We start from the raw sequence: 18,980 nt of genomic DNA on the forward strand, positions 1-18,980 counted from the left end.
TAGGCAATAAATCAAAAATACCTTTAAGTATTTTAAATGCAAAAACAGCATCATAAGAATGTGGTTTTAATAAGAAAATTCAAATAAACTTGTCCGATTATTATAATTTTGGACGATAAAAAGCAAGTAATAGGACAAAAGGGTAAAGTTATGGCGCAAGAGCAGCAAATGCTAAAGCGGGGATTGAAAAATAGGCATATCCAGTTGATTGCATTGGGGGGCGCCGTTGGTACAGGCTTATTCCTTGGGATTGCAACAACCATACAAATGGCAGGGCCATCTGTTCTTTTAGGTTATGCATTGTGTGGCGTTATCGCCTTTCTTATTATGCGTCAACTGGGCGAGATGATTGTTCAAGAACCCGTTGCAGGTTCTTTTAGCCATTTTGCTTTTAAATATTGGGGTGGTTTTGCGGGTTTTTTATCTGGCTGGAACTACTGGTTTATGTTTATTCTTGTCGGCATGACGGAGTTAACTGCGGCAGGGAAATACATGCAACATTGGTGGCCTGAGCTACCAATTTGGGTATCAGCAGTGATATTTTTTATCGCCGTTAATGCGGTAAACTTGATTAATGTTCGTTCTTACGGTGAAACTGAATTCTGGTTTGCATTAATTAAAGTGATTGCAGTTGTCGGTATGATTATCTTTGGTTGTTACCTCCTGCTAAGTGGTCACGGTGGGCCACAAGCTAAAGTGAGTAACTTGTGGGAATATGGCGGCTTCTTTGCGAAAGATTTTCATGGTCTCCTGATGGCACTTGCCATTATCATGTTTTCGTTTGGTGGTTTAGAGCTGGTGGGGATCACGGCGGCAGAAGCGGAAGACCCTGAAAAAAGCATTCCAAAAGCCATCAACCAAGTTGTTTACCGCATCCTGATTTTCTATATCGGTTCACTTGCAGTGCTGTTAGCGCTTTACCCATGGGTTGACCTTGATGGGAAAACGAGTCCATTTGTCTTAATTTTCCATGAATTAGGTGACTTGCTGGTTGCGAACACCTTAAACTTTGTCATCTTGGTTGCGGCGCTTTCTGTGTATAACAGTGGCGCTTACGCGACAAGCCGCATGCTATTTGGTTTGGCTCAACAAAATAATGCCCCAAAATTCTTATCTAAAGTGAATAAAGGTGGGGTTCCTATTATGGCATTGCTGGTTTCAGGTATTGCAACATCAGGTGGGATACTGATTAGCTTTGTGATGGAAGGAAAGGCATTTGAATTATTAATGTCTTTAGTCGTCACCACATTAGTATTGAACTGGATTATGATTTGCGTTTCGAACTTGAAATTCAGAGCGGCAATGAATAAACAAGGTGTAGCAACTAAGTTTAAGAGTATCTGGTATCCATTTGGTAACTACCTGTGCTTAGCTTTCTTATTGTTAATTCTAGGGATTATTTTAACGATGGACGGGTTACGCGTTTCTGTTCTGATGATCCCGGTATGGATTGGTGTGCTGTGGATTGGCTATCAATTCTCTGGTGCGAAGAAGCAAGATGTCGCGAAACGCCAACAAAGCTAGAATTAAACGTTAAAAAAAGGCCAGTAGATAAAATCTCTGGCCTTTTTTGTATCACAGGGTTTTTACCACTGCCAACGCAACCATGCAAACAAGACGTTTCCGTTATTGTAGGTTCCTGGAATATACGTTGCTTGAAGTGAAAGCCTGTCATATTCCACCGAAACTAAAGGAAGCGGTGCAGGGATTGGAATGTAATACATGTCCTTGCGTGCTGTGACACTTAGCGTGAAACCTGCTCCCATTCGAAAACCATCAAGATCGCCAGGGATCCACATTTTTTGGTAGGCGTAGCCACCAATTGGCTCCCAGTCGTTATGTGAATCTTTAAAGGCCATTGCATAAATAGCGTGCCAGTCATTATCTTCATCATAACGGTATTTACCAAAACCAATTCCCCAAGGACGTTCGTTGTATTCATCTGTTTTCTTCTTGTCATACATGGCACGGTTGTGCCATGTGACCGCAGGAACATACAGTTCATACTTATCGGAATCCCAAGTGGAACTGACATTCCCTTTGAAAGTATCCCAAAGATTGGTTGATTGGTTTTGTGCCAATGCAGGTGTTGACATGCAGACGGAAGCACCCATTAATATTGAGGCACCGATGACCCATTGTCTTTTTTTATAAACTCTCATTGAAGATCCAGTTCTTTATCGCTGATATAAATGATAATTAGCTCGCTAATGATTGTTAGATTAGCATTTTTATAATAATTATTAGCTGAATTATTTTAATTAAGATACACAAAAGATGACAGTATTTATTCAATTGTTAAGAAAAAATAATTAAGTGAGGCTATCCTAACAAGGTTATACAAGTAAAATTATTCATGGGGTATATATTAGCCTAAATTCACATTATTTCAGTGTATAGCTTTCCTAAAAAGTGTTCACGGAGGGCTTGAGCGATATTTTGAGGGGGAGGTCAGTTTCTAGACTTCAATTACATCATGGCTCGATAAGAAATGACGATTACTACACATATTGCTTGTTACTAATAGATTGTAATTTCAAAATATTTTAGGCTTTTACGGTGTTGTTATTAATAATCTTGACGCCGTAGACATTTATGAGAAAAAACGTGCAAACAATTCAAAAAAGTATGACGGGCGTCAAACCAAGAAAGCGCTCAATGGGATGAAATGCGTCTATAGGCGGCATATTGACTGCCCAAGGTGTGCTACTGCACCTAGACATATAAGGAACTCCTATGATGAAGCGCCAAGAACCTTTAACCGATTACCAAGCCAAATGTTTGGCCATCGCCACGGACAAGTTATTATCACCCAGACAAAAAGCTAACTTTTTAGCCATTGAGGCGGAAAGCAATATCCCCTATCTTTCAATGAGCAAGCCCTTAACTGAAGCGTTAAATGAGCGTGTTATTTGCGACATGTATGAAGGGAATGCGCCTTATAAGCCACGTTATGTTTTACCTGATTATGTGAAGTTTCTTAAACAGGGCTCCAGCTACTTAGAGTTAGCCCCAGCAGAAGACTTTGACGATGCACTTAATCATTTGATGATTATTTATAACCATGTGCCTTCTGTCACTGGATTCCCCGTTTTTCTTGGGTACCTTGATAAAATTTTAATGCCTTATGTGGGGGAGTTGACGGAAGAGCAACTTTATCCGAAATTAAAACGCTTTTGGGTAATGTTGGATCGCACGTTACCTGATGCATTTATGCACGCGAATATTGGGCCTGATGACAACATTATTTGTCGTCTTATTCTGCGTATTGATGCGGAATTAAAGCAGGTTGCGCCAAATTTAACGTTTGTTTATCACCCGCAAAGAACCCCTGAATCGCTTTTTTTACAAGCCATTGAGAACATTTGTGAATGCAGTAAGCCGCATATTGCCAATGACCTTGTGCATAGTGCAGCATTCGATGAGCAAGGTTATGGTATTGTCAGTTGCTATAACTCTTTGCCTGTTGCGGGTGGGGGGAGCACATTGGTGCGAATCAACCTGCGTGAAGTGGCTTTACGCAGCCAAAACTCAGATGACTTCCTGCAAAATCAACTGAAAAAGTATTGTGATTTACAAATGGAGCTCATTGAAACGCGCAGTGCGTTTTTATTTGAAGAGTCTAACTTCTTCCAAACTAGCTTCCTTGTGCACGAAGGATTGATTGAGCCACGGCGTTTTGCGCCGATGTTTGGTATTTTTGGTTTAGCAGAAGCCGTCAATCTGTTAATGGAAAAAGATGGGCGAAAAGGCCAATATGAGCCAAATTCACCCGCGTTGCCGTTATCTTATCAAATCAGTGAACAACTTGCTGATTATGTTGAGTCGACCCCCGTTAAATATGGTTATAAACAGCGGGCGATGCTGCATGCTCAATCTGGGATCAGTTCAGATATTGGCACCACGCCAGGAGCGCGGTTGCCTTATGGGGAAGAACCAGACCCCGTTTCACACATTCAAGCCGTCGCGCCGCATCATAAACACTACCTATCTGGGATCAGCGACATCTTAACGATCGATGAAACTATCAAGCAAAATCCGCAAGCGCTCTTGCAGTTGTGTAAAGGGGCATTTAGCTGTGGAATGCGTGAGTTTACGGCAAATGTGGCTAGCAATGATTTAGTGCGCGTTACGGGGTATATGGTACGTTTGTCCGATATTGAAAAATTCAAAATAGAAGGGTCGAGAAGTAATACCACATGGTTAGGGGAGGAAGCGACAAAAAATTGCAAAATTACGGCAAGGCAACAGCGAGTGATTAGCCATGAGCAATCGATGCGCTACACTGAATAAAATCATTCCCTTCTCGTGTGTTGATGGGCCTGGTAATCGGCAAGTTATTTTCTTGCAAGGTTGCAATTTGCGTTGCCTAAATTGCCATAACCCATACACCATGGCGTTGTGTGATGACTGTGGGGATTGTGTCGCTACCTGTCCCCATGGTGGTCTATCCATGGTGGATGGTAAAGTCATTTGGGACAATGTGGCTTGCCAGCTTTGTGATACGTGCCTGCAAACCTGTACAAAAAACTCAAGCCCAATGACAATACCATTGAGCGTGAGCGAGGCCATCAGCAGCTTGAATAAAAATGTGATGTTTTTAAATGGCGTTACGATCAGTGGTGGGGAAGCGACAACCCAGCTTCCCTTTATTATTGATTTGTTTAAAGCCATTAAAGCATCACCATTACTAAATCATTTAACCTGTTTTATTGATACCAATGGTCATCTTGCAAAAGCGGGGTGGGCACGGGTGATAGACTACACCGATGGAGTGATGGTGGATTTAAAGGCCTGGAGCGATGAATGTGCATTACGATTAACAGGGAAAGATAATCAGCGCGTTTTTGAAACAATTCAATTATTAGCAAATGCAGGAAAATTATACGAACTGCGCTTATTGTATATTCCGCAGCAAACGGACTATCAAGAACACATCGATGTGTTGGCGGAATTCATCAACACATTGCCATCAGCAACACGAATAAAAATTAACGCATTTCAGCAGCACGGTGTTAAAAATGAAGCGGCAAATTGGCTCGCTGCCACGCAAACTGAAGTGGAGGCGTTTGCGGCTCAGTTGCGCGCGCGCGGTGTTGAAAATATTCATTTACCGAATGTTTATTTATAAGACAAGCTGACCCTTCTGATATAAAAATACGGTTTTAATTCACTAACTCATTAAATTTCAGTCAGTAACCGCTGGCATTTGTTAAATGTTATGAGACAATTAACGCGGTTTTATTGTTTGTTATAAACCATATCTTACATCGATGATATTGACGTATTTTCTAATTAGAAAGGGGAGTCACTCATGCGTATTAATGCGTTAACCATTGCTGGAACAGACCCATCAGGTGGTGCAGGTGTCCAAGCGGATTTAAAAACGTTCTCGGCACTTGGGGCTTATGGAACCAGCGTGATGACAGCATTAGTGGCGCAAAATACGCGTGGCGTACAATCTGTTCAGGATTTACCTGCACAATTTGTTGCTGCGCAGCTTGATTCCGTTCTCAGTGATGTGCGCATCGATACTGCTAAAATTGGCATGTTATTTAATCAAGCCAATGTGGAGGTTGTCTCGAACGCATTGAAACAATATCCTATTCCGTTTGTGGTGTTAGATACCGTGATGGTTGCAAAAAGTGGTGATCCCTTACTGTTGCCAGAGGCGGTTGATGCTCTGCGCCAGCAATTATTACCATTAGTCTCATTAATTACCCCAAATTTACCCGAAGCAGCGGCATTATTAGATGAAAAAGTGGCGCAAACAGAAGGTGAAATGTTGGCACAAGGCTATAAGCTCCTTGAAAAGGGCTGCCAAGCTGTTCTGATGAAGGGGGGGCACCTGACAGATGCGCAAAGCCCTGACTGGCTAATTACCCCACAAGGGGAGTGGCGCTTTACTTCTGTACGTATTAACACGAAAAATACACACGGTACGGGCTGTACGTTGTCTGCGGCATTAGCGGCATTGCGCCCACGTCATCTTGATTGGCAGTCGACGGTGAGTGAGGCAAAAGCCTATCTGCAAGCTGCGCTAGAACAAGCTGATAGCTTGGAAGTGGGGCAAGGGATCGGGCCTGTTCATCATTTCCATGCATGGTGGTAACAAAACGAATATCAGGAAACTCGAGTCAGGTTTCCTGATATTAGACCGTTTAGGCTAACAAGTGGCATTGTGGTGGTAGTCTGCATTGTATGGCATTTGTTTGAACATGAAAGGTAAAGGAATCCCCTGATAACGGTTCTCCATCTAGGTTTAATACCATCGTGTGAGGGGAAGAAATTTTTACCCAGGTTAAGCTCTTTTCAATTAAATGCTCATTTTTATCCGTTGAAAATAAATTGCTTAATAAAGCGGGTAGTACGTCTCTTGAAGGGACTATCAGTAAATCAAGTTTGCCATCATTGATGAGTGCATGAGGGGTAAGTTGTTGGCCTCCACCCGCCTGTTTCCCATTGCCAATTGCGATAACCAGTGTTTCACCTTCCCAAGTAAAATTGTCTGATTCAATACGGCAGATATCTGTTTTTAGGGTATCTGGGCGTAAAAGGCCATTTATCACATAAGCCGCACCACCAAGTGCAGATTTAAGTGCTTCTGGCGTTTCTGTGGTGATCCGTGTGCCAAAACCCCCCGTTGCCATATTAATAAAAAAGTATTTTTCATTAACCTGAGCAATATCAATGGAAACGGCTTTGCCTTTCACTGCGAGGGAGAGTGCAGATTCAATATCTAAGGGAATATTTGCACTCGTTGCAAAATCATTTGCGGTGCCCATAGGGAGAATACCTAAAGTAGGGCGCTTTTCAGCAGGAAATTGCATGAGTGTACTTGCAACTGCATTGATTGTGCCATCTCCGCCAGCAGCAATGACAGTGGCAATATTATTCGCTATGGCATCGGCAATAAAATCATGAGTGTCTTGTATTTCCCATGGAATCCGCACTGTTATTAAATAATTTTCTTGGCGCAAATGGGCGATGGCTTTACGCAGATCAGGGTTATTTGATTGCTTGCCGTTGAGGATAATCATAGCTGACTGATATTTAATCATAAATACTCATCCATAGGGTTTATTATCTAAAATGAGTATAAGGGGATTTCATTTAAGAAAGGAAATGTTTTATCTTTTTTACAGAAGAGTGGGTCAGGAAGAGAAAAGGTTTAGATAAAAGAAATGGCTAGCTCAAGGGAGATTGAGCCAGCCAAGGAGGTGGTTCCTAGTCTTATTTTATGACTTTCTAGTTCTTCGTTTTCGATAGTGACTATACGATATTGAATAACCAATTGATGTGATCTGTTGCATAAAATTGGATATTAAGTGCACTGTTCAAAGAAAATGTCAATAACGAGAATGATTCTCAAATACGAAATGGCACTTAAAGTGAAATTGGTTTATCGATTACCGATGAAAAAGCCAAAAATTCAAATAACTAAATTATGAATTCTTGGCTAGGTCATCATGTATTTTTATCGAAAATTATCGCTAAGCGTTAGCTTGCAATGGGGTTTTCTGACTGAGTTTGGTGCGGGTCGCGGGTTGTTGTTCCTGCAAGGTTACGGATCAACAAACCAAAATTGACATCAACGTCTTCAGGAATAGGCAGGTATACTACATGGCCGTTACCTGGTGCGACATCAATGGCTTCACCTTTACGGTTCGTTAATGCATCGAGCATAAACACAATGTTACCTGCAGGTGTCATCATTTCTAAGCTATCGCCCACGCTAAATTTATTTTTTACATCCACTTCCGCAAGGCCATTAACACGCTTACCCGTAAATTCACCCACAAACTGCTGAGTATCTGACACAGAATAGCCGTATTCGTAAGTTTGGTATGCATCATGAGTATGACGACGTAAAAAACCTTCGGTATAACCACGGTGAGCTAACCCTTCTAATGTGGATAGCAACGTTGGGTCGAATGGTTTACCTGCGACAGCGTCATCAATCGCACGGCGATAGACCTGCGCAGTACGAGCACAATAATAGAAAGATTTAGTGCGGCCTTCGATTTTCAGTGAATGAACACCCATTTTAGTTAGGTTTTCAACATGTTCAATCGCACGAAGGTCTTTAGAGTTCATGATGTACGTGCCGTGTTCATCTTCAAACGCGGTCATATATTCGCCCGGGCGTTTGGCTTCCTCAATCATAAACACTTTATCCGTTGGCGCGCCAGCCCCTAATGTTGGGGCGATGTTTTGCACGGGAATGGGCTCATGAACATGAACAATATTGCCCACATCATCTTCTTTACCTTCTTCCACTTTATATTCCCAACGGCATGCATTAGTGCAGGTACCTTGGTTCGGGTCACGTTTATTAATATAACCTGATAGCAGGCAACGGCCTGAATACGCCATACAGAGTGCTCCGTGGACGAACACTTCCAATTCCATGTCAGGCACGTGCTGGCGGATTTCTGCAATTTCTTCCAAAGACAATTCACGGGACAAAATCACACGAGTCAATCCCATTTGTTTCCAGAATTTTACCGATGCCCAGTTAACCGCATTTGCTTGAACAGATAAGTGAATGTCCATGTCAGGGAAGGCTTCACGCACCATCATAATCAGACCTGGGTCAGACATAATTAGCGCATCAGGGCCCATTTCGATAACAGGTGTTAAGTCACGAATAAAGGTTTTTAACTTGGCATTGTGTGGTGCAATATTGACCACCACATAAAATTTCTTGCCCAGCTCATGGGCTTCTTGAATGCCTTTAGCGAGGTTTTCGTGGTTAAACTCATTGTTACGAACGCGTAGGCTATAACGGGGTTGTCCTGCATAAACGGCATCGGCACCATAAGCGAATGCATAGCGCATATTTTTTAATGAACCAGCAGGGGATAAAAGTTCTGGTGTAAACATGGTTTGTCTCTATCTGATATCAAGTCAGCACCATTTCCGTGGAAATGGCGTATTAAGGGCGGTGATTTTAACGCTAATTGCGCCAAAAACCAAATATCCCTTAATAAAAGTACGTCTATTTCGCCTTTAAACATCATCCCAACGATAACCTAGTCCATAAATTGAACGAATAAAGGTTTTTTCGTTATCTAATGATTCTAGTTTTCGGCGTAAATTTTTTACGTGGCTGTCGATTGTGCGGTCTGTGACGACACGATGGTCATCGTAGAGAATGTCGAGGAGTTGATCACGGGAGAACACGGTGCCTGCATTATCGGAAAGAAATTTAAGCAACCGAAACTCAGCAGGGGTGAGCTCAAGTAATTTTGTGCCATAGCGCACTTGGAACGCATTTTCGTCAATAATCAATTGCGTTGAATGATGGGATTGAGATGGCTCATTGGCAACTTGGCAACGGCGTAAAATGGTTTTAACACGAGCAACCACTTCCCGCGGGCTAAACGGCTTACAAATATAGTCATCAGCACCAATTTCTAGCCCTAATAAGCGGTCGATTTCCTCCGTTTTTGCCGTCACCATCACAATGGGAACATCACTGAATTTGCGTAATTCACGGCAAACCGATAATCCATCTAAGCCAGGCAGCATTAAATCTAATAAAATCAGGTCAGTGTGGTTATTTTGCACATAAGGAATGACCTCATCACCACGGCTTAATAAGGTAGGGAGGTAATTTGCTGCTTGCAAGTAATCAAACAAAAGTTGGCCTAACTTGGGCTCATCTTCCACAATCAAAACATGTGCATTGTGACTTTCTGCCATGGTTAAATCCCTTTTTCCTGAAATTGTAGCGGTAAAGTGATGGTAATTTTGACACCGCCGAGGGATGAAGGCTCTGCGGTGATAGAACCATTATGCGCTTCAACAATATTATAGCAAATGGCTAACCCTAAACCAGAGCCGCCACTGGCGCGGTTACGGGAGCCTTCAGCACGGTAAAATCGCTCGAAAATATGTTGGCACTGCAGCGCGCTCAGACCTGGGGCGCTATCTTGCCAAACAATAGACAGCTGATGGTGTTGCTCTGTGACATCAATGGCAATTTTCCCACCTGAATCAGTATAGCGAAGGCTATTTTCCATCAAATTATAGAATAATTGGTTAATACGGTCTGGGTCAGCAAATACAATGGCTTGTTCGCTAAAGTGGCGTGAAACGGTTAATTGTTGGTCTTCAATACGCCAGCGAGATTGCCCGATGACCATATCCAATAAGGGAATAATATCAATGGGGTGTTTGCGATAGATCAGTGAACCACGGTCAGAAAGCGATAGTTGATGTAAATCATTTACCAATTTGATTAGCGTGTGAGTTTCATTGAGTAGGGAATTAATTGTTTCGGGTGTTGCTTGGCGCACGCCATCTTGTACCGCCTCTAATTCACCGCGTAAAACGGATAACGGCGTGCGTAACTCGTGAGAAATATCTGCCATATAATCACGGCGCATTTGCTCATTTTTTTCAAGGGTAGAGGCGAGGTGGTTGAAATCTTTCGCTAATTGACCAAGTTCGTCGCGGCCTTCTTCAGGTACACGGGTGGTAAAGTCACCACGTGCTAACTGATTCGTGCCTTCGAGTAACCGTTTGATGGGTTTTAAAAAACTCCGAGCCAGAAAAATAGTGGCTATCAGTGCCACAAACAGGGAAAGCCCTGCGATCACCCAACTAGTATACAGTTGTTTGCTGTCAAAGCGACGGTCAAGCGCGCTGCTAATACCATCTTCATAGCTGGCAACAAGCCAACCAACGGTGTTGCCATCATCGGTGATAATTGGCTCACGGATTACTTTGCTTGGCAGCGGGGTGTCCTTACCAAAAATTAGTCTATCTTGCGTGTCATAAACCCAAAATATTGTTCTCCATCGCTGGCGCATCGGGCCTCGATGTTGTTGGTGCTCAACAGCGCGCAAAATGCGGAAAAAAGTCCGCTCATCACCTAATAAAAAGCGCCAATTGCCCATTTCTTGATATTGCTCCGCAAGGGCGGCAGAGACTTGTTCCACCCGCTGTTGATCATTTTCTTTAATATAATCAACAAAGCCGTGTTGAAAACTCATGCGTACGCCTTGGTGCATGATCACCACAAGCAGCAAGCAGGTGGCGAAGATAGCCAGAAACAAGCGGGTACTCACACTGTTAAACCTAAGCTTCATGGTGTTTCTCCGTTTTAAGGCGTGACGCTGCCTTTTTGCTTGCCCAACGTTGCCTCAAGCTATCAAAGCTTAAATAGACCACTGGCGTGGTGAATAGTGTGAGCAGCTGGCTCATGATTAAACCGCCAACGATGGTGATCCCCAGCGGTTGGCGTAATTCTGCACCATCACCACTGCCTAAAACTAAGGGTAAAGCACCGAAAATCGCTGCTAGTGTGGTCATCAAAATGGGGCGAAAGCGCAATAAACTGGCGCGAAAAATGGCTTCTCGAGCCGTTAAACCCGCAGTTCGTTGTGCTTGAATAGCAAAGTCCACCATGATGATGGCGTTTTTCTTCACGATGCCAATGAGCAACATAATGCCAATTAAGGCGATTAAACTAAATGGCGTATCAAATAATTCTAAGGCTAATAATGCACCGACCCCTGCAGACGGTAGGGTGGACAAAATTGTCAGTGGGTGAATGTAGCTTTCATACAAAATACCGAGCACTAAATAGACTGTGACGATAGCTGCTAAAATTAAAAATAGCTGTGATTTCAAGGTTTCTTGGAAAACCTGCGCGGTGCCTGCAAAAGTCCCCCGTACAGTAGAAGGCACTCCAAGAGCTGTCATTGTTTTTTCAATTTCCACCATTGCATCATTTAGCGTATAGCCATCCGCCACGTTAAAACCGATCGTGGACGCGGCTGATAACCCTTGGTGATTCACACTAAGTGGCGCGTTGGCAGGTTGCCAGCGAGCAAAATAGGAAAGGGGGATTGCTTGCCCTGTTTTGTTAATTACAAACATGTTATCAAGGGCGCTTACATCTTGGGTATATTCAGGCGCGACTTCCATCACCACTTTATATTGGTTCATGGCTTCATAAATCGTCGAAACTTGACGCTGACCAAAGGCGTTATTCAGTAAACTGTTGGCTTCACGTACATCTATTCCTAATTGTGCCATTAGGTCTCTGTCATAGGTGATGGCCATTTCTGCGCCTTTGTCTTCTTTATCAGAGTTCACATCCGTTAATTGTGGAAGCTCACCTAATGCTTTACGGATGGCGGGCTCCCAATCTCTTAGCGCATTAAGTTCATCAGCAAGCAAGGTAAATTGGTAGCTGGCATTTGCCTGGCGACCGCCAACACGGATATCTTGTACTGGCATCATAAACAAGTTTGCCCCTGGCTCATTGGCAAGCTTGGTGCGTAAACGGTTAATAACGGTCGCTGAATTTTCAGTGCGCTCCCCAAGTGGTTTCAGGGAGATATACATAAAACCACTGTTAACGCGGCTGCCACCCGTAAACCCCGTTACATTATCGATAGCGGGGTCTTCTTTAACCTGTTCCATAAAACGGGTCATTTTTTCTTTCATTGATTGGAACGAGATACTTTGGTCGGCACGGACAAAGCCCAATACACGACCGGTATCTTGTTCAGGAAAAAATGCTTTAGGAACAGTAATATATGAATAAACATTAAGCCCAATAGTGACAAACAAAATCGCTAATACGCTACGGCGGTGGTTTAACACCCAGTTTAGTGCAATACCATAGCGTTCTTGAACCCACAGTAAGATACGACCAAAGCCACGGTGTTTGGCTTTACTATTTTTTCCCCGCTTTTTAAGCAAATATGCGCACATCATGGGGGTCAGAGTGAGGGAAACAATTAATGAAATCCCAATTGCGGTTGCAAGGGTAATGGCAAATTCACGGAAAAGCCGCCCAACCAGCCCATCCATCAAGAGGAGAGGGATAAACACCGCCACTAAGGAGATACTCATGGAGACGACAGTAAAGCCGACTTCATGCACCCCTTTGACTGCAGCCATAAAGGGCTTCATGCCATTTTCAATATGACGGGAAATATTCTCCAAAACCACAATTGCATCATCGACCACAAAGCCCGTAGCAACGGTCAATGCCATCAATGATAAGTTGTTAAGACTAAAGCCACATAAATACATGGCAGTAAAAGTACCAATTAGCGAAACAGGTACGGCAATAGCGGGAATTAAGGTAGCACGTCCAGAACGTAGGAATAGCAGTACCACCAAAATAACCAATGCGACGGCGATTAACAGGGCACGTTCCACTTCTGCAAGGGAAGCGCGAATGGTTGGCGTTCTATCTTGTGCGACTTTGAGGTCAATGGCGGCAGGGATCATGTCCCTAAATTCAGGGATTTCAGCCCGTATGCGATTGACGGTTTCAATAATATTGGCACCCGCCTCACGGCGGATCACAATCAAGATGGCGGGCTTGCCATCTGCCATTCCAGCTGCACGGACATTCTCAATAGAATCTTTGACATTGGCAACGTCACTGAGCTTAACTGCGTTGCCTGCCTTATAGTGCACAATAATTGGCCGGTAATCTGCCGCTTTTTTTAACTCATCGTTGGTTTGTACCTGATACCGTTTTTCGTCATCGTTAATGTAGCCTTGGGGTTGGCGCACGTTAGCGCTACTGATGGCTGAGCGCACGGCATCAAGGGATACGCCTTGGTTGAATAACGCTGTTGGGTTTAATTCCACACGCACTGCGGGAAGTGAACTACCGCCTACAGAAACCTCACTAACGCCTTCAATTTGTGCAATACGTTGGGCAAGGCGTGTCGAGGCGATATCATAAATTTCCCCTGTTCCTAAGGTCTGCGATGTCATGGTTAAAATCATGATTGGCGCATCGGATGGATTCGATTTGTAGTAGCGTGGGCGACTGGGCATACCGCTAGGCAGCAGGGTTTGGGCGGCATTAATGGCGGCTTGGACTTCCCGCGCCGCGTTATTGATATCTTTATCAAGATTAAATTCGAGGGTGATTGTGGTGCGACCCAGTGCGCTGCTTGAAGTCATCTCGCTGATCCCTGCTATGCTGCCTAATGAACGCTCTAAAGGCGTTGCAACGGAAGATGCCATGGTTTCAGGAGATGCGCCAGGAAGTGACGCTGTCACGTTAATCACAGGGTAGTCCACTTGGGGAAGCGGCGCGACAGGTAAAAAGAGAAAACTTAATGCACCGCACAAGGTGATCGCTACACTAATCAGTGTGGTGGCAACGGGGCGGCTAATAAACAGGGCGAAAAAGCGTTTCATTACGATACCTGCGCCTTATTTATTTGACGGCGTGCTTTTAGGTAATGTGACAAACGGTCAAATAACAAATAAATCACAGGGGTCGTGAATAACGTTAATATCTGGCTCATAATCAAGCCCCCTACCATACAAATCCCCAGCGGTTGGCGCAACTCGGCACCTACACCCGTACTGAGCATTAACGGCAATGCACCTAGCAATGCAGCCATTGTTGTCATCAATATTGGGCGAAAACGTAATAAACAAGCTTGATAGATGGCATCATACGGTGACATGCCTTGTTCTCGCTCTGCGGCTAGAGCAAAGTCAATCATCATGATGGCGTTCTTTTTCACGATACCAATCAATAAGATAATCCCTATTACCGCGATAACATCGAGGTCTTTTCCTGCCATCATTAAGGCGAGCAGTGCACCCACGCCCGCCGTGGGTAAGGTCGAAAGAATGGTAATGGGGTGAATAAAGCTTTCATATAAAATACCTAGCACGATGTACATCGCCACAATCGCGGCTGCGATTAGCCAAATGGTGCTGCTTAATGCAGCTTCAAAGGCTAACGTCGCGCCTTGGAATTGCGTAGTAATGGATTTTGGCATCGAAATTTGTGATTCCGCGTGCTTAACCGCATTGACTGCGGATTCTAAGGATGCGTCATCGGCCACATTAAATGAGAAGGTCACGGCAGGGAATTGATCAAGGTGATTAATCGCCAATGGGCCATAGCCTTCTTGAATGTTCACTAAGGTACTGAGTGGCACTATGGCGCCATCGGTACCTTTTAAGCGAATATCGTTCAGGGCATCCATACCATCGCGGGTTTGCGTATCATGCTCTAAAATGACGCGATATTGATTCGATTGGGTATAAATGGTTGAAATCATGCGCTGACCAAAGGCATTGTACAGCGCGTTATCGATGGATGACATGGTAATGCCAAAACGGCTTGCTGTATCGCGGTTAACATTCACATAAGCGACTAACCCTTTATTTTGCCAATCACTACTCACATCCGTTAACTCAGGTTGCTGCTCTAACTCACTCATCAACTTAGGCACCCAAGTCGATAACTCATCAAGAGTACTTGCTTGCAAGGTGAATTGATATTGAGTACGAGCCACTTGCGTATCAATGGTTAAATCTTGCATTGGTTGTAGGTATAAATTCACTCCCGCAATGTTATCTACGGATTGTTGCAGACGAGCAATAATAGCAACGACGCGATCTTCACGCTCATCAAGGGGTTTTAAGGTAATCTGAAGGCGCGCATTATTCAGTGTTGCGTTTGTGCCATCGACGCCGACGTAGGTGGTGACGTTATCAACGGCAGGGTCGGCGAGGAGCTTGTTCGCGACTTCTTGCTGCTTTTGTGCCATCGCAGAAAACGAAATGGATTGCCGACTTTCAATGGAGCCTTGAATAATGCCGCTGTCTTGTAATGGGAAGAAGCCTTTTGGGATCCACATATATAACAAGACGGTGAGTACCATAGTACCAAGCGCAACGGACAGCGTGAGCCACTGGTGGTTTAAAATTCGCTTTAGCCAAATGGCATAACCTGCCACCATGCGGTCAAAGAATCGCTCACATGCTAACTCAAAACGGTTATGTTTATGCTGCGATTCTGGTTTTAATAACCGCGCGCACATCATTGGGGTGAGCGTGAGGGATACCACCGCTGAAATCAAAATGGCAACAGCAAGGGTAATGGCAAATTCACGGAATAAGCGGCCAACAATATCCCCCATAAATAACAGCGGAATTAACACAGCAACAAGAGAGAAGGTTAGGGATATGATGGTAAAACCAATTTCCCCTGCGCCTTTTAATGCCGCAACCAGCGGTTTATCCCCTTGTTCTAAATAGCGGGAGATATTTTCGATCACGACAATGGCATCGTCCACGACAAAGCCTGTAGCGATGGTTAGCGCCATTAATGTTAGGTTATTCACGGAGAATCCGCAAAAATACATCACCGCAAAGGTGCCAACCAGGGAAAGTGGCACTGCGATACCTGGAATTAACGTGGCAATCCCGTTGCGTAAAAAGAGATAAATGACCATGACAACCAGCGCGATGGCTAACATCAACTCAAATTGCACATCATTGACTGAAGCGCGGATGGTGCTGGTTCTGTCCGTTAAAATATCGACATTAACGGATTTAGGGAGGCTCTCAATAAGTTCAGGTAATAATGTACGAATAGTATCCGTGGTTTCAATTACGTTCGCACCAGGTTGGCGCTGAACGTTAATCACGATCGCTTGTTCGTTGTTTGCCCATGCCCCGAGATATGCATTTTCAGCACCTTCTTTGACGGTTGCAATGTCGCCAAGGCGAACAGGTGCACCATTTTGGAATGCAACAATTAACTTACGGTAATCATCGAGGGATTTCATTTGGTCATTGGCGGAAAGGGTCACCGCGCGAGTTGGGCCGTCAAAACTCCCTTTAGCAGAATTGACGTTGGCATTATTAATCGCGACACGAATAGTTTCGCTGTCCAGCCCTTTGGCTGCCATCGCTTGAGGGTTAAGATTCACCCGCACAGCAGGGCGTTGACCGCCAGCGAGTGTCACTAAACCCACACCATTAACTTGGGAGATTTTTTGTGCGATCCGCGTTTCAATAATATCTTGTACTTGTGTCAACGGCATGGCATCGGATGTCACCGCTAACGTTAAAACAGGCGGGTCTGCAGGATTCACTTTGTTATAGATGGGGGGGTAAGGTAAATCCGATGGCAATAGACTGCTGGCGGAATTAATCGCGGCTTGTACTTCTTGTTCAGCAACCTCTAACGGCAATGAAAGCTGGAACATCAAAGTGATCACAGACGCGCCACCTGAGCTCTGGGATGACATCTGCTTTAAGCCTGACATCTGCCCGAATTGGGTTTCCAGAGGGGCTGTAACTGCGGAGGTCATGACATCAGGACTTGCGCCAGGATACAGCGTCACGACCTGAATGGTGGGGTAATCGACCTCAGGTAAAGCGGAAACGGGTAAGAAGCGATAGCCAATAATCCCTGCCAGTAATATAGCCACCATGAATAAGGTTGTTGCAACTGGGCGCAAGATAAATAGGCGAGATGGGCCGCCACCTTTTAACATTTCAGGCCGCATTATGCTTTCTCCGCACGAGTCGGTTGACCTTTACGGGGTTCTTTGTCTTTTTTCGCTAAGCTTTCAGGGGTAACGACTTCAACTGTTGTACCATCGGTGAGCTTATCTACACCGTCTGTAATCACTTTTGTGTTGGCGGCTAAACCACTTTCAATCACTACCTGTTGGCTATCTTGCATCCCTACAGTGACGGTATGCTTGCTCACTTTGTTATCTTCACTGAGAACCCAGACATAATGGCCTTCATTACCCATTTGTAAGGCTGCGGTGGGGATAACTACAGCATCTTGTAGGGTTTCGACTTGCATCTTCACATTCACAAATTGGTTCGGGAACAATTTTTGTTCCTCATTGGTGAAGCGTGCTTTAATTTTCAATGTGCCTGTTGCCGCATCAATTTGGTTATCGGTACTGAGCAGTTCGCCACGAGCAATCAGGGCAATGTTATTACGATCCCAAGCTTCAATCAGGACATTTTTACTGTTCGCTTGGGCTTGCTGGATTGCGGGGATATCCCCTTCAGGTAAGGCAAACAATACATCTGCGGGCTGCGTTTGGGTGATCACAACAATCGGTGTTGATGTTCCCGACGAGACAAAATTACCCACATCGACTTGTTTTAAACCTACACGTCCAGAAATAGGGGCTGTGATTTTGCTGTAAGTTAATTGCAACTTAGCACTGTCGACAGCGGCTTGATCGACTTTAATACTGCCTTGAGCTTGTAATACTAATGCACGTTGGTTATCCAGTTCTTGTTGTGAAATGACTTTTGTACCCGCTAATTTTTGGTAACGGGCTAAATCCAGTTGAGCATTGGCGAGTGTTGCCTTGTCTTTTGCGAGCTGGCCTTCAGCTTGGGCTAATTGTACCTCAAATGGGCGAGGGTCGATTTGTGCGAGCAAATCCCCTGCATTGACGTATTGCCCTTCAGTAAAATAGAGCTTCATCAATTGCCCTTCAACGCGACTGGTTACTGTCACCACATTAGCGGCTTGGACCGTTCCTAAGCCCGATAAAAACCGTGGAACCACTTTTTGTTCAGCGACAGCAAATTGTACTGGTGCTAAAACGCGAGGAGGGCGGCCCATTGCACTGCGTTGTGAATTGGGTTTGGCAACCGCGCTTGAGTTAGGCGTATCTGCGGTTTTTTCTTGATTGTAAAAATACCAAGTCGCTCCAGCGGCCACAATGATGGCAACAAAAATAGCAGAGCGAGTAAAAGATTTGCGGCGATTTTGCTTATTCATTTTTGGTCATTCGCTTAACTCAAAAGAGTGGATAAAATTAGTCTGGCTGTGAGGCAAAAAACTAACTGAAAAGAGTCAGTTACACATACTAATAGTTTAGCCTGATAGGCACAAAGAAAAATGGAGGAATTATGAATAAGTGTCAATTTATGTACGTACCACTAACTAGTGGTTTGATGCAAAGGAAGGATGATACATTTCGGAATATCTCCAAGCCGAGGTGAGTACTGTTTTTTTGTTTTTATATTCCGTCGGTTATGGTTTTTTCAACGTCATTTAAAAATGAATTATTCAGAATTATATAAATAAAAAATTAGTTTATGCGGTTTAAAACGCATAAAGTTTAAGTGCTGGTCGATATGTACCATTGTTAGGTTTTACGTATAAAACTAACTTATTAAAATGGAAAATAACTGAA

Annotated in this window: 12 protein-coding genes; 4 read left to right on the forward strand and 8 right to left on the reverse strand. The window is 44.1% G+C overall.

Annotated elements, in window-relative coordinates:
* Positions 1–150 precede the first annotated feature (150 nt).
* Positions 151–1,524, forward strand: a complete 1,374-nt coding sequence (locus AABS66_RS04910) for an amino acid permease (RefSeq protein ID WP_206086483.1) — start codon at positions 151–153, stop codon at positions 1,522–1,524.
* A gap of 62 nt (positions 1,525–1,586) precedes the next feature.
* On the opposite strand, the gene pagP is transcribed toward AABS66_RS04910, so the two are convergent.
* Positions 1,587–2,162, reverse strand: a complete 576-nt coding sequence (gene pagP, locus AABS66_RS04915; RefSeq protein WP_206086485.1) for a lipid IV(A) palmitoyltransferase PagP — start codon at positions 2,160–2,162, stop codon at positions 1,587–1,589.
* Between the two features lie 574 nt (positions 2,163–2,736).
* Here pagP and AABS66_RS04920 point away from each other — a divergent pair.
* From AABS66_RS04920 to thiD, 3 genes are all read left to right on the forward strand, one after another.
* Positions 2,737–4,293, forward strand: a complete 1,557-nt coding sequence (locus tag AABS66_RS04920; RefSeq protein WP_430224622.1) for a YjjI family glycine radical enzyme — start codon at positions 2,737–2,739, stop codon at positions 4,291–4,293.
* Positions 4,265–5,131: a YjjW family glycine radical enzyme activase gene (locus AABS66_RS04925; protein WP_206086488.1), complete on the forward strand. Its 867-nt coding sequence runs from the start codon at positions 4,265–4,267 to the stop codon at positions 5,129–5,131. Before AABS66_RS04920 ends, AABS66_RS04925 begins: the two co-directional genes overlap by 29 nt.
* Before the next feature lie 183 nt (positions 5,132–5,314).
* The gene (thiD, locus tag AABS66_RS04930) at positions 5,315–6,112 is read left to right on the forward strand and encodes a bifunctional hydroxymethylpyrimidine kinase/phosphomethylpyrimidine kinase (RefSeq protein ID WP_206086490.1); all 798 of its coding nucleotides are present in this window, start codon (positions 5,315–5,317) and stop codon (positions 6,110–6,112) included.
* A gap of 49 nt (positions 6,113–6,161) precedes the next feature.
* Here thiD and yegS read toward each other — a convergent pair whose 3' ends face one another.
* The 7 genes from yegS to AABS66_RS04965 all read right to left on the reverse strand — a co-directional run bounded on the left by yegS (position 6,162) and on the right by AABS66_RS04965 (position 18,562).
* On the reverse strand, positions 6,162–7,061 hold the full coding sequence (gene yegS, locus AABS66_RS04935; protein ID WP_206086493.1) for a lipid kinase YegS: 900 nt from the start codon (positions 7,059–7,061) through the stop codon (positions 6,162–6,164).
* Between the two features lie 439 nt (positions 7,062–7,500).
* On the reverse strand, positions 7,501–8,886 hold the full coding sequence (gene yegQ, locus AABS66_RS04940; RefSeq protein WP_206086495.1) for a tRNA 5-hydroxyuridine modification protein YegQ: 1,386 nt from the start codon (positions 8,884–8,886) through the stop codon (positions 7,501–7,503).
* A 126-nt stretch (positions 8,887–9,012) separates the two neighbouring features.
* Complete coding sequence (gene baeR / locus AABS66_RS04945) at positions 9,013–9,708, reverse strand: two-component system response regulator BaeR (RefSeq protein ID WP_430224623.1); 696 nt, start codon at positions 9,706–9,708, stop codon at positions 9,013–9,015.
* Positions 9,709–9,710: 2 nt separating this feature from the next.
* Entirely contained in the window at positions 9,711–11,099 is a 1,389-nt protein-coding gene (gene baeS, locus AABS66_RS04950) for a two-component system sensor histidine kinase BaeS (protein WP_206086498.1), read from the reverse strand.
* On the reverse strand, positions 11,089–14,190 hold the full coding sequence (gene mdtC, locus AABS66_RS04955; RefSeq protein WP_430224624.1) for a multidrug efflux RND transporter permease subunit MdtC: 3,102 nt from the start codon (positions 14,188–14,190) through the stop codon (positions 11,089–11,091). The genes baeS and mdtC overlap by 11 nt, the downstream gene beginning before the upstream one ends.
* Positions 14,190–17,312: an MdtB/MuxB family multidrug efflux RND transporter permease subunit gene (locus AABS66_RS04960; RefSeq protein ID WP_371007525.1), complete on the reverse strand. Its 3,123-nt coding sequence runs from the start codon at positions 17,310–17,312 to the stop codon at positions 14,190–14,192. Before AABS66_RS04960 ends, mdtC begins: the two co-directional genes overlap by 1 nt.
* Entirely contained in the window at positions 17,312–18,562 is a 1,251-nt protein-coding gene (locus AABS66_RS04965; protein ID WP_206086504.1) for an MdtA/MuxA family multidrug efflux RND transporter periplasmic adaptor subunit, read from the reverse strand. Before AABS66_RS04965 ends, AABS66_RS04960 begins: the two co-directional genes overlap by 1 nt.
* Positions 18,563–18,980 lie beyond the last annotated feature (418 nt).

It is taken from the genome of Providencia sp. SP181 (assembly GCF_050446505.1).
Lineage (GTDB): Bacteria > Pseudomonadota > Gammaproteobacteria > Enterobacterales > Enterobacteriaceae > Providencia > Providencia vermicola.

What these genes read in the sequence shown, in the direction of transcription:
- yegS (WP_206086493.1), bottom strand. Translation starts at nt 7,061, where the DNA reads ATGATTAAATATCAGTCAGCTATGATTATCCTCAACGGCAAGCAATCA.
- AABS66_RS04920 (WP_430224622.1), top strand. Translation starts at nt 2,737, where the DNA reads ATGATGAAGCGCCAAGAACCTTTAACCGATTACCAAGCCAAATGTTTG.
- baeS (WP_206086498.1), bottom strand. Translation starts at nt 11,099, where the DNA reads ATGAAGCTTAGGTTTAACAGTGTGAGTACCCGCTTGTTTCTGGCTATC.
- baeR (WP_430224623.1), bottom strand. Translation starts at nt 9,708, where the DNA reads ATGGCAGAAAGTCACAATGCACATGTTTTGATTGTGGAAGATGAGCCC.
- mdtC (WP_430224624.1), bottom strand. Translation starts at nt 14,190, where the DNA reads ATGAAACGCTTTTTCGCCCTGTTTATTAGCCGCCCCGTTGCCACCACA.
- AABS66_RS04965 (WP_206086504.1), bottom strand. Translation starts at nt 18,562, where the DNA reads ATGAATAAGCAAAATCGCCGCAAATCTTTTACTCGCTCTGCTATTTTT.
- thiD (WP_206086490.1), top strand. Translation starts at nt 5,315, where the DNA reads ATGCGTATTAATGCGTTAACCATTGCTGGAACAGACCCATCAGGTGGT.
- AABS66_RS04910 (WP_206086483.1), top strand. Translation starts at nt 151, where the DNA reads ATGGCGCAAGAGCAGCAAATGCTAAAGCGGGGATTGAAAAATAGGCAT.
- pagP (WP_206086485.1), bottom strand. Translation starts at nt 2,162, where the DNA reads ATGAGAGTTTATAAAAAAAGACAATGGGTCATCGGTGCCTCAATATTA.
- yegQ (WP_206086495.1), bottom strand. Translation starts at nt 8,886, where the DNA reads ATGTTTACACCAGAACTTTTATCCCCTGCTGGTTCATTAAAAAATATG.
- AABS66_RS04960 (WP_371007525.1), bottom strand. Translation starts at nt 17,312, where the DNA reads ATGCGGCCTGAAATGTTAAAAGGTGGCGGCCCATCTCGCCTATTTATC.
- AABS66_RS04925 (WP_206086488.1), top strand. Translation starts at nt 4,265, where the DNA reads ATGAGCAATCGATGCGCTACACTGAATAAAATCATTCCCTTCTCGTGT.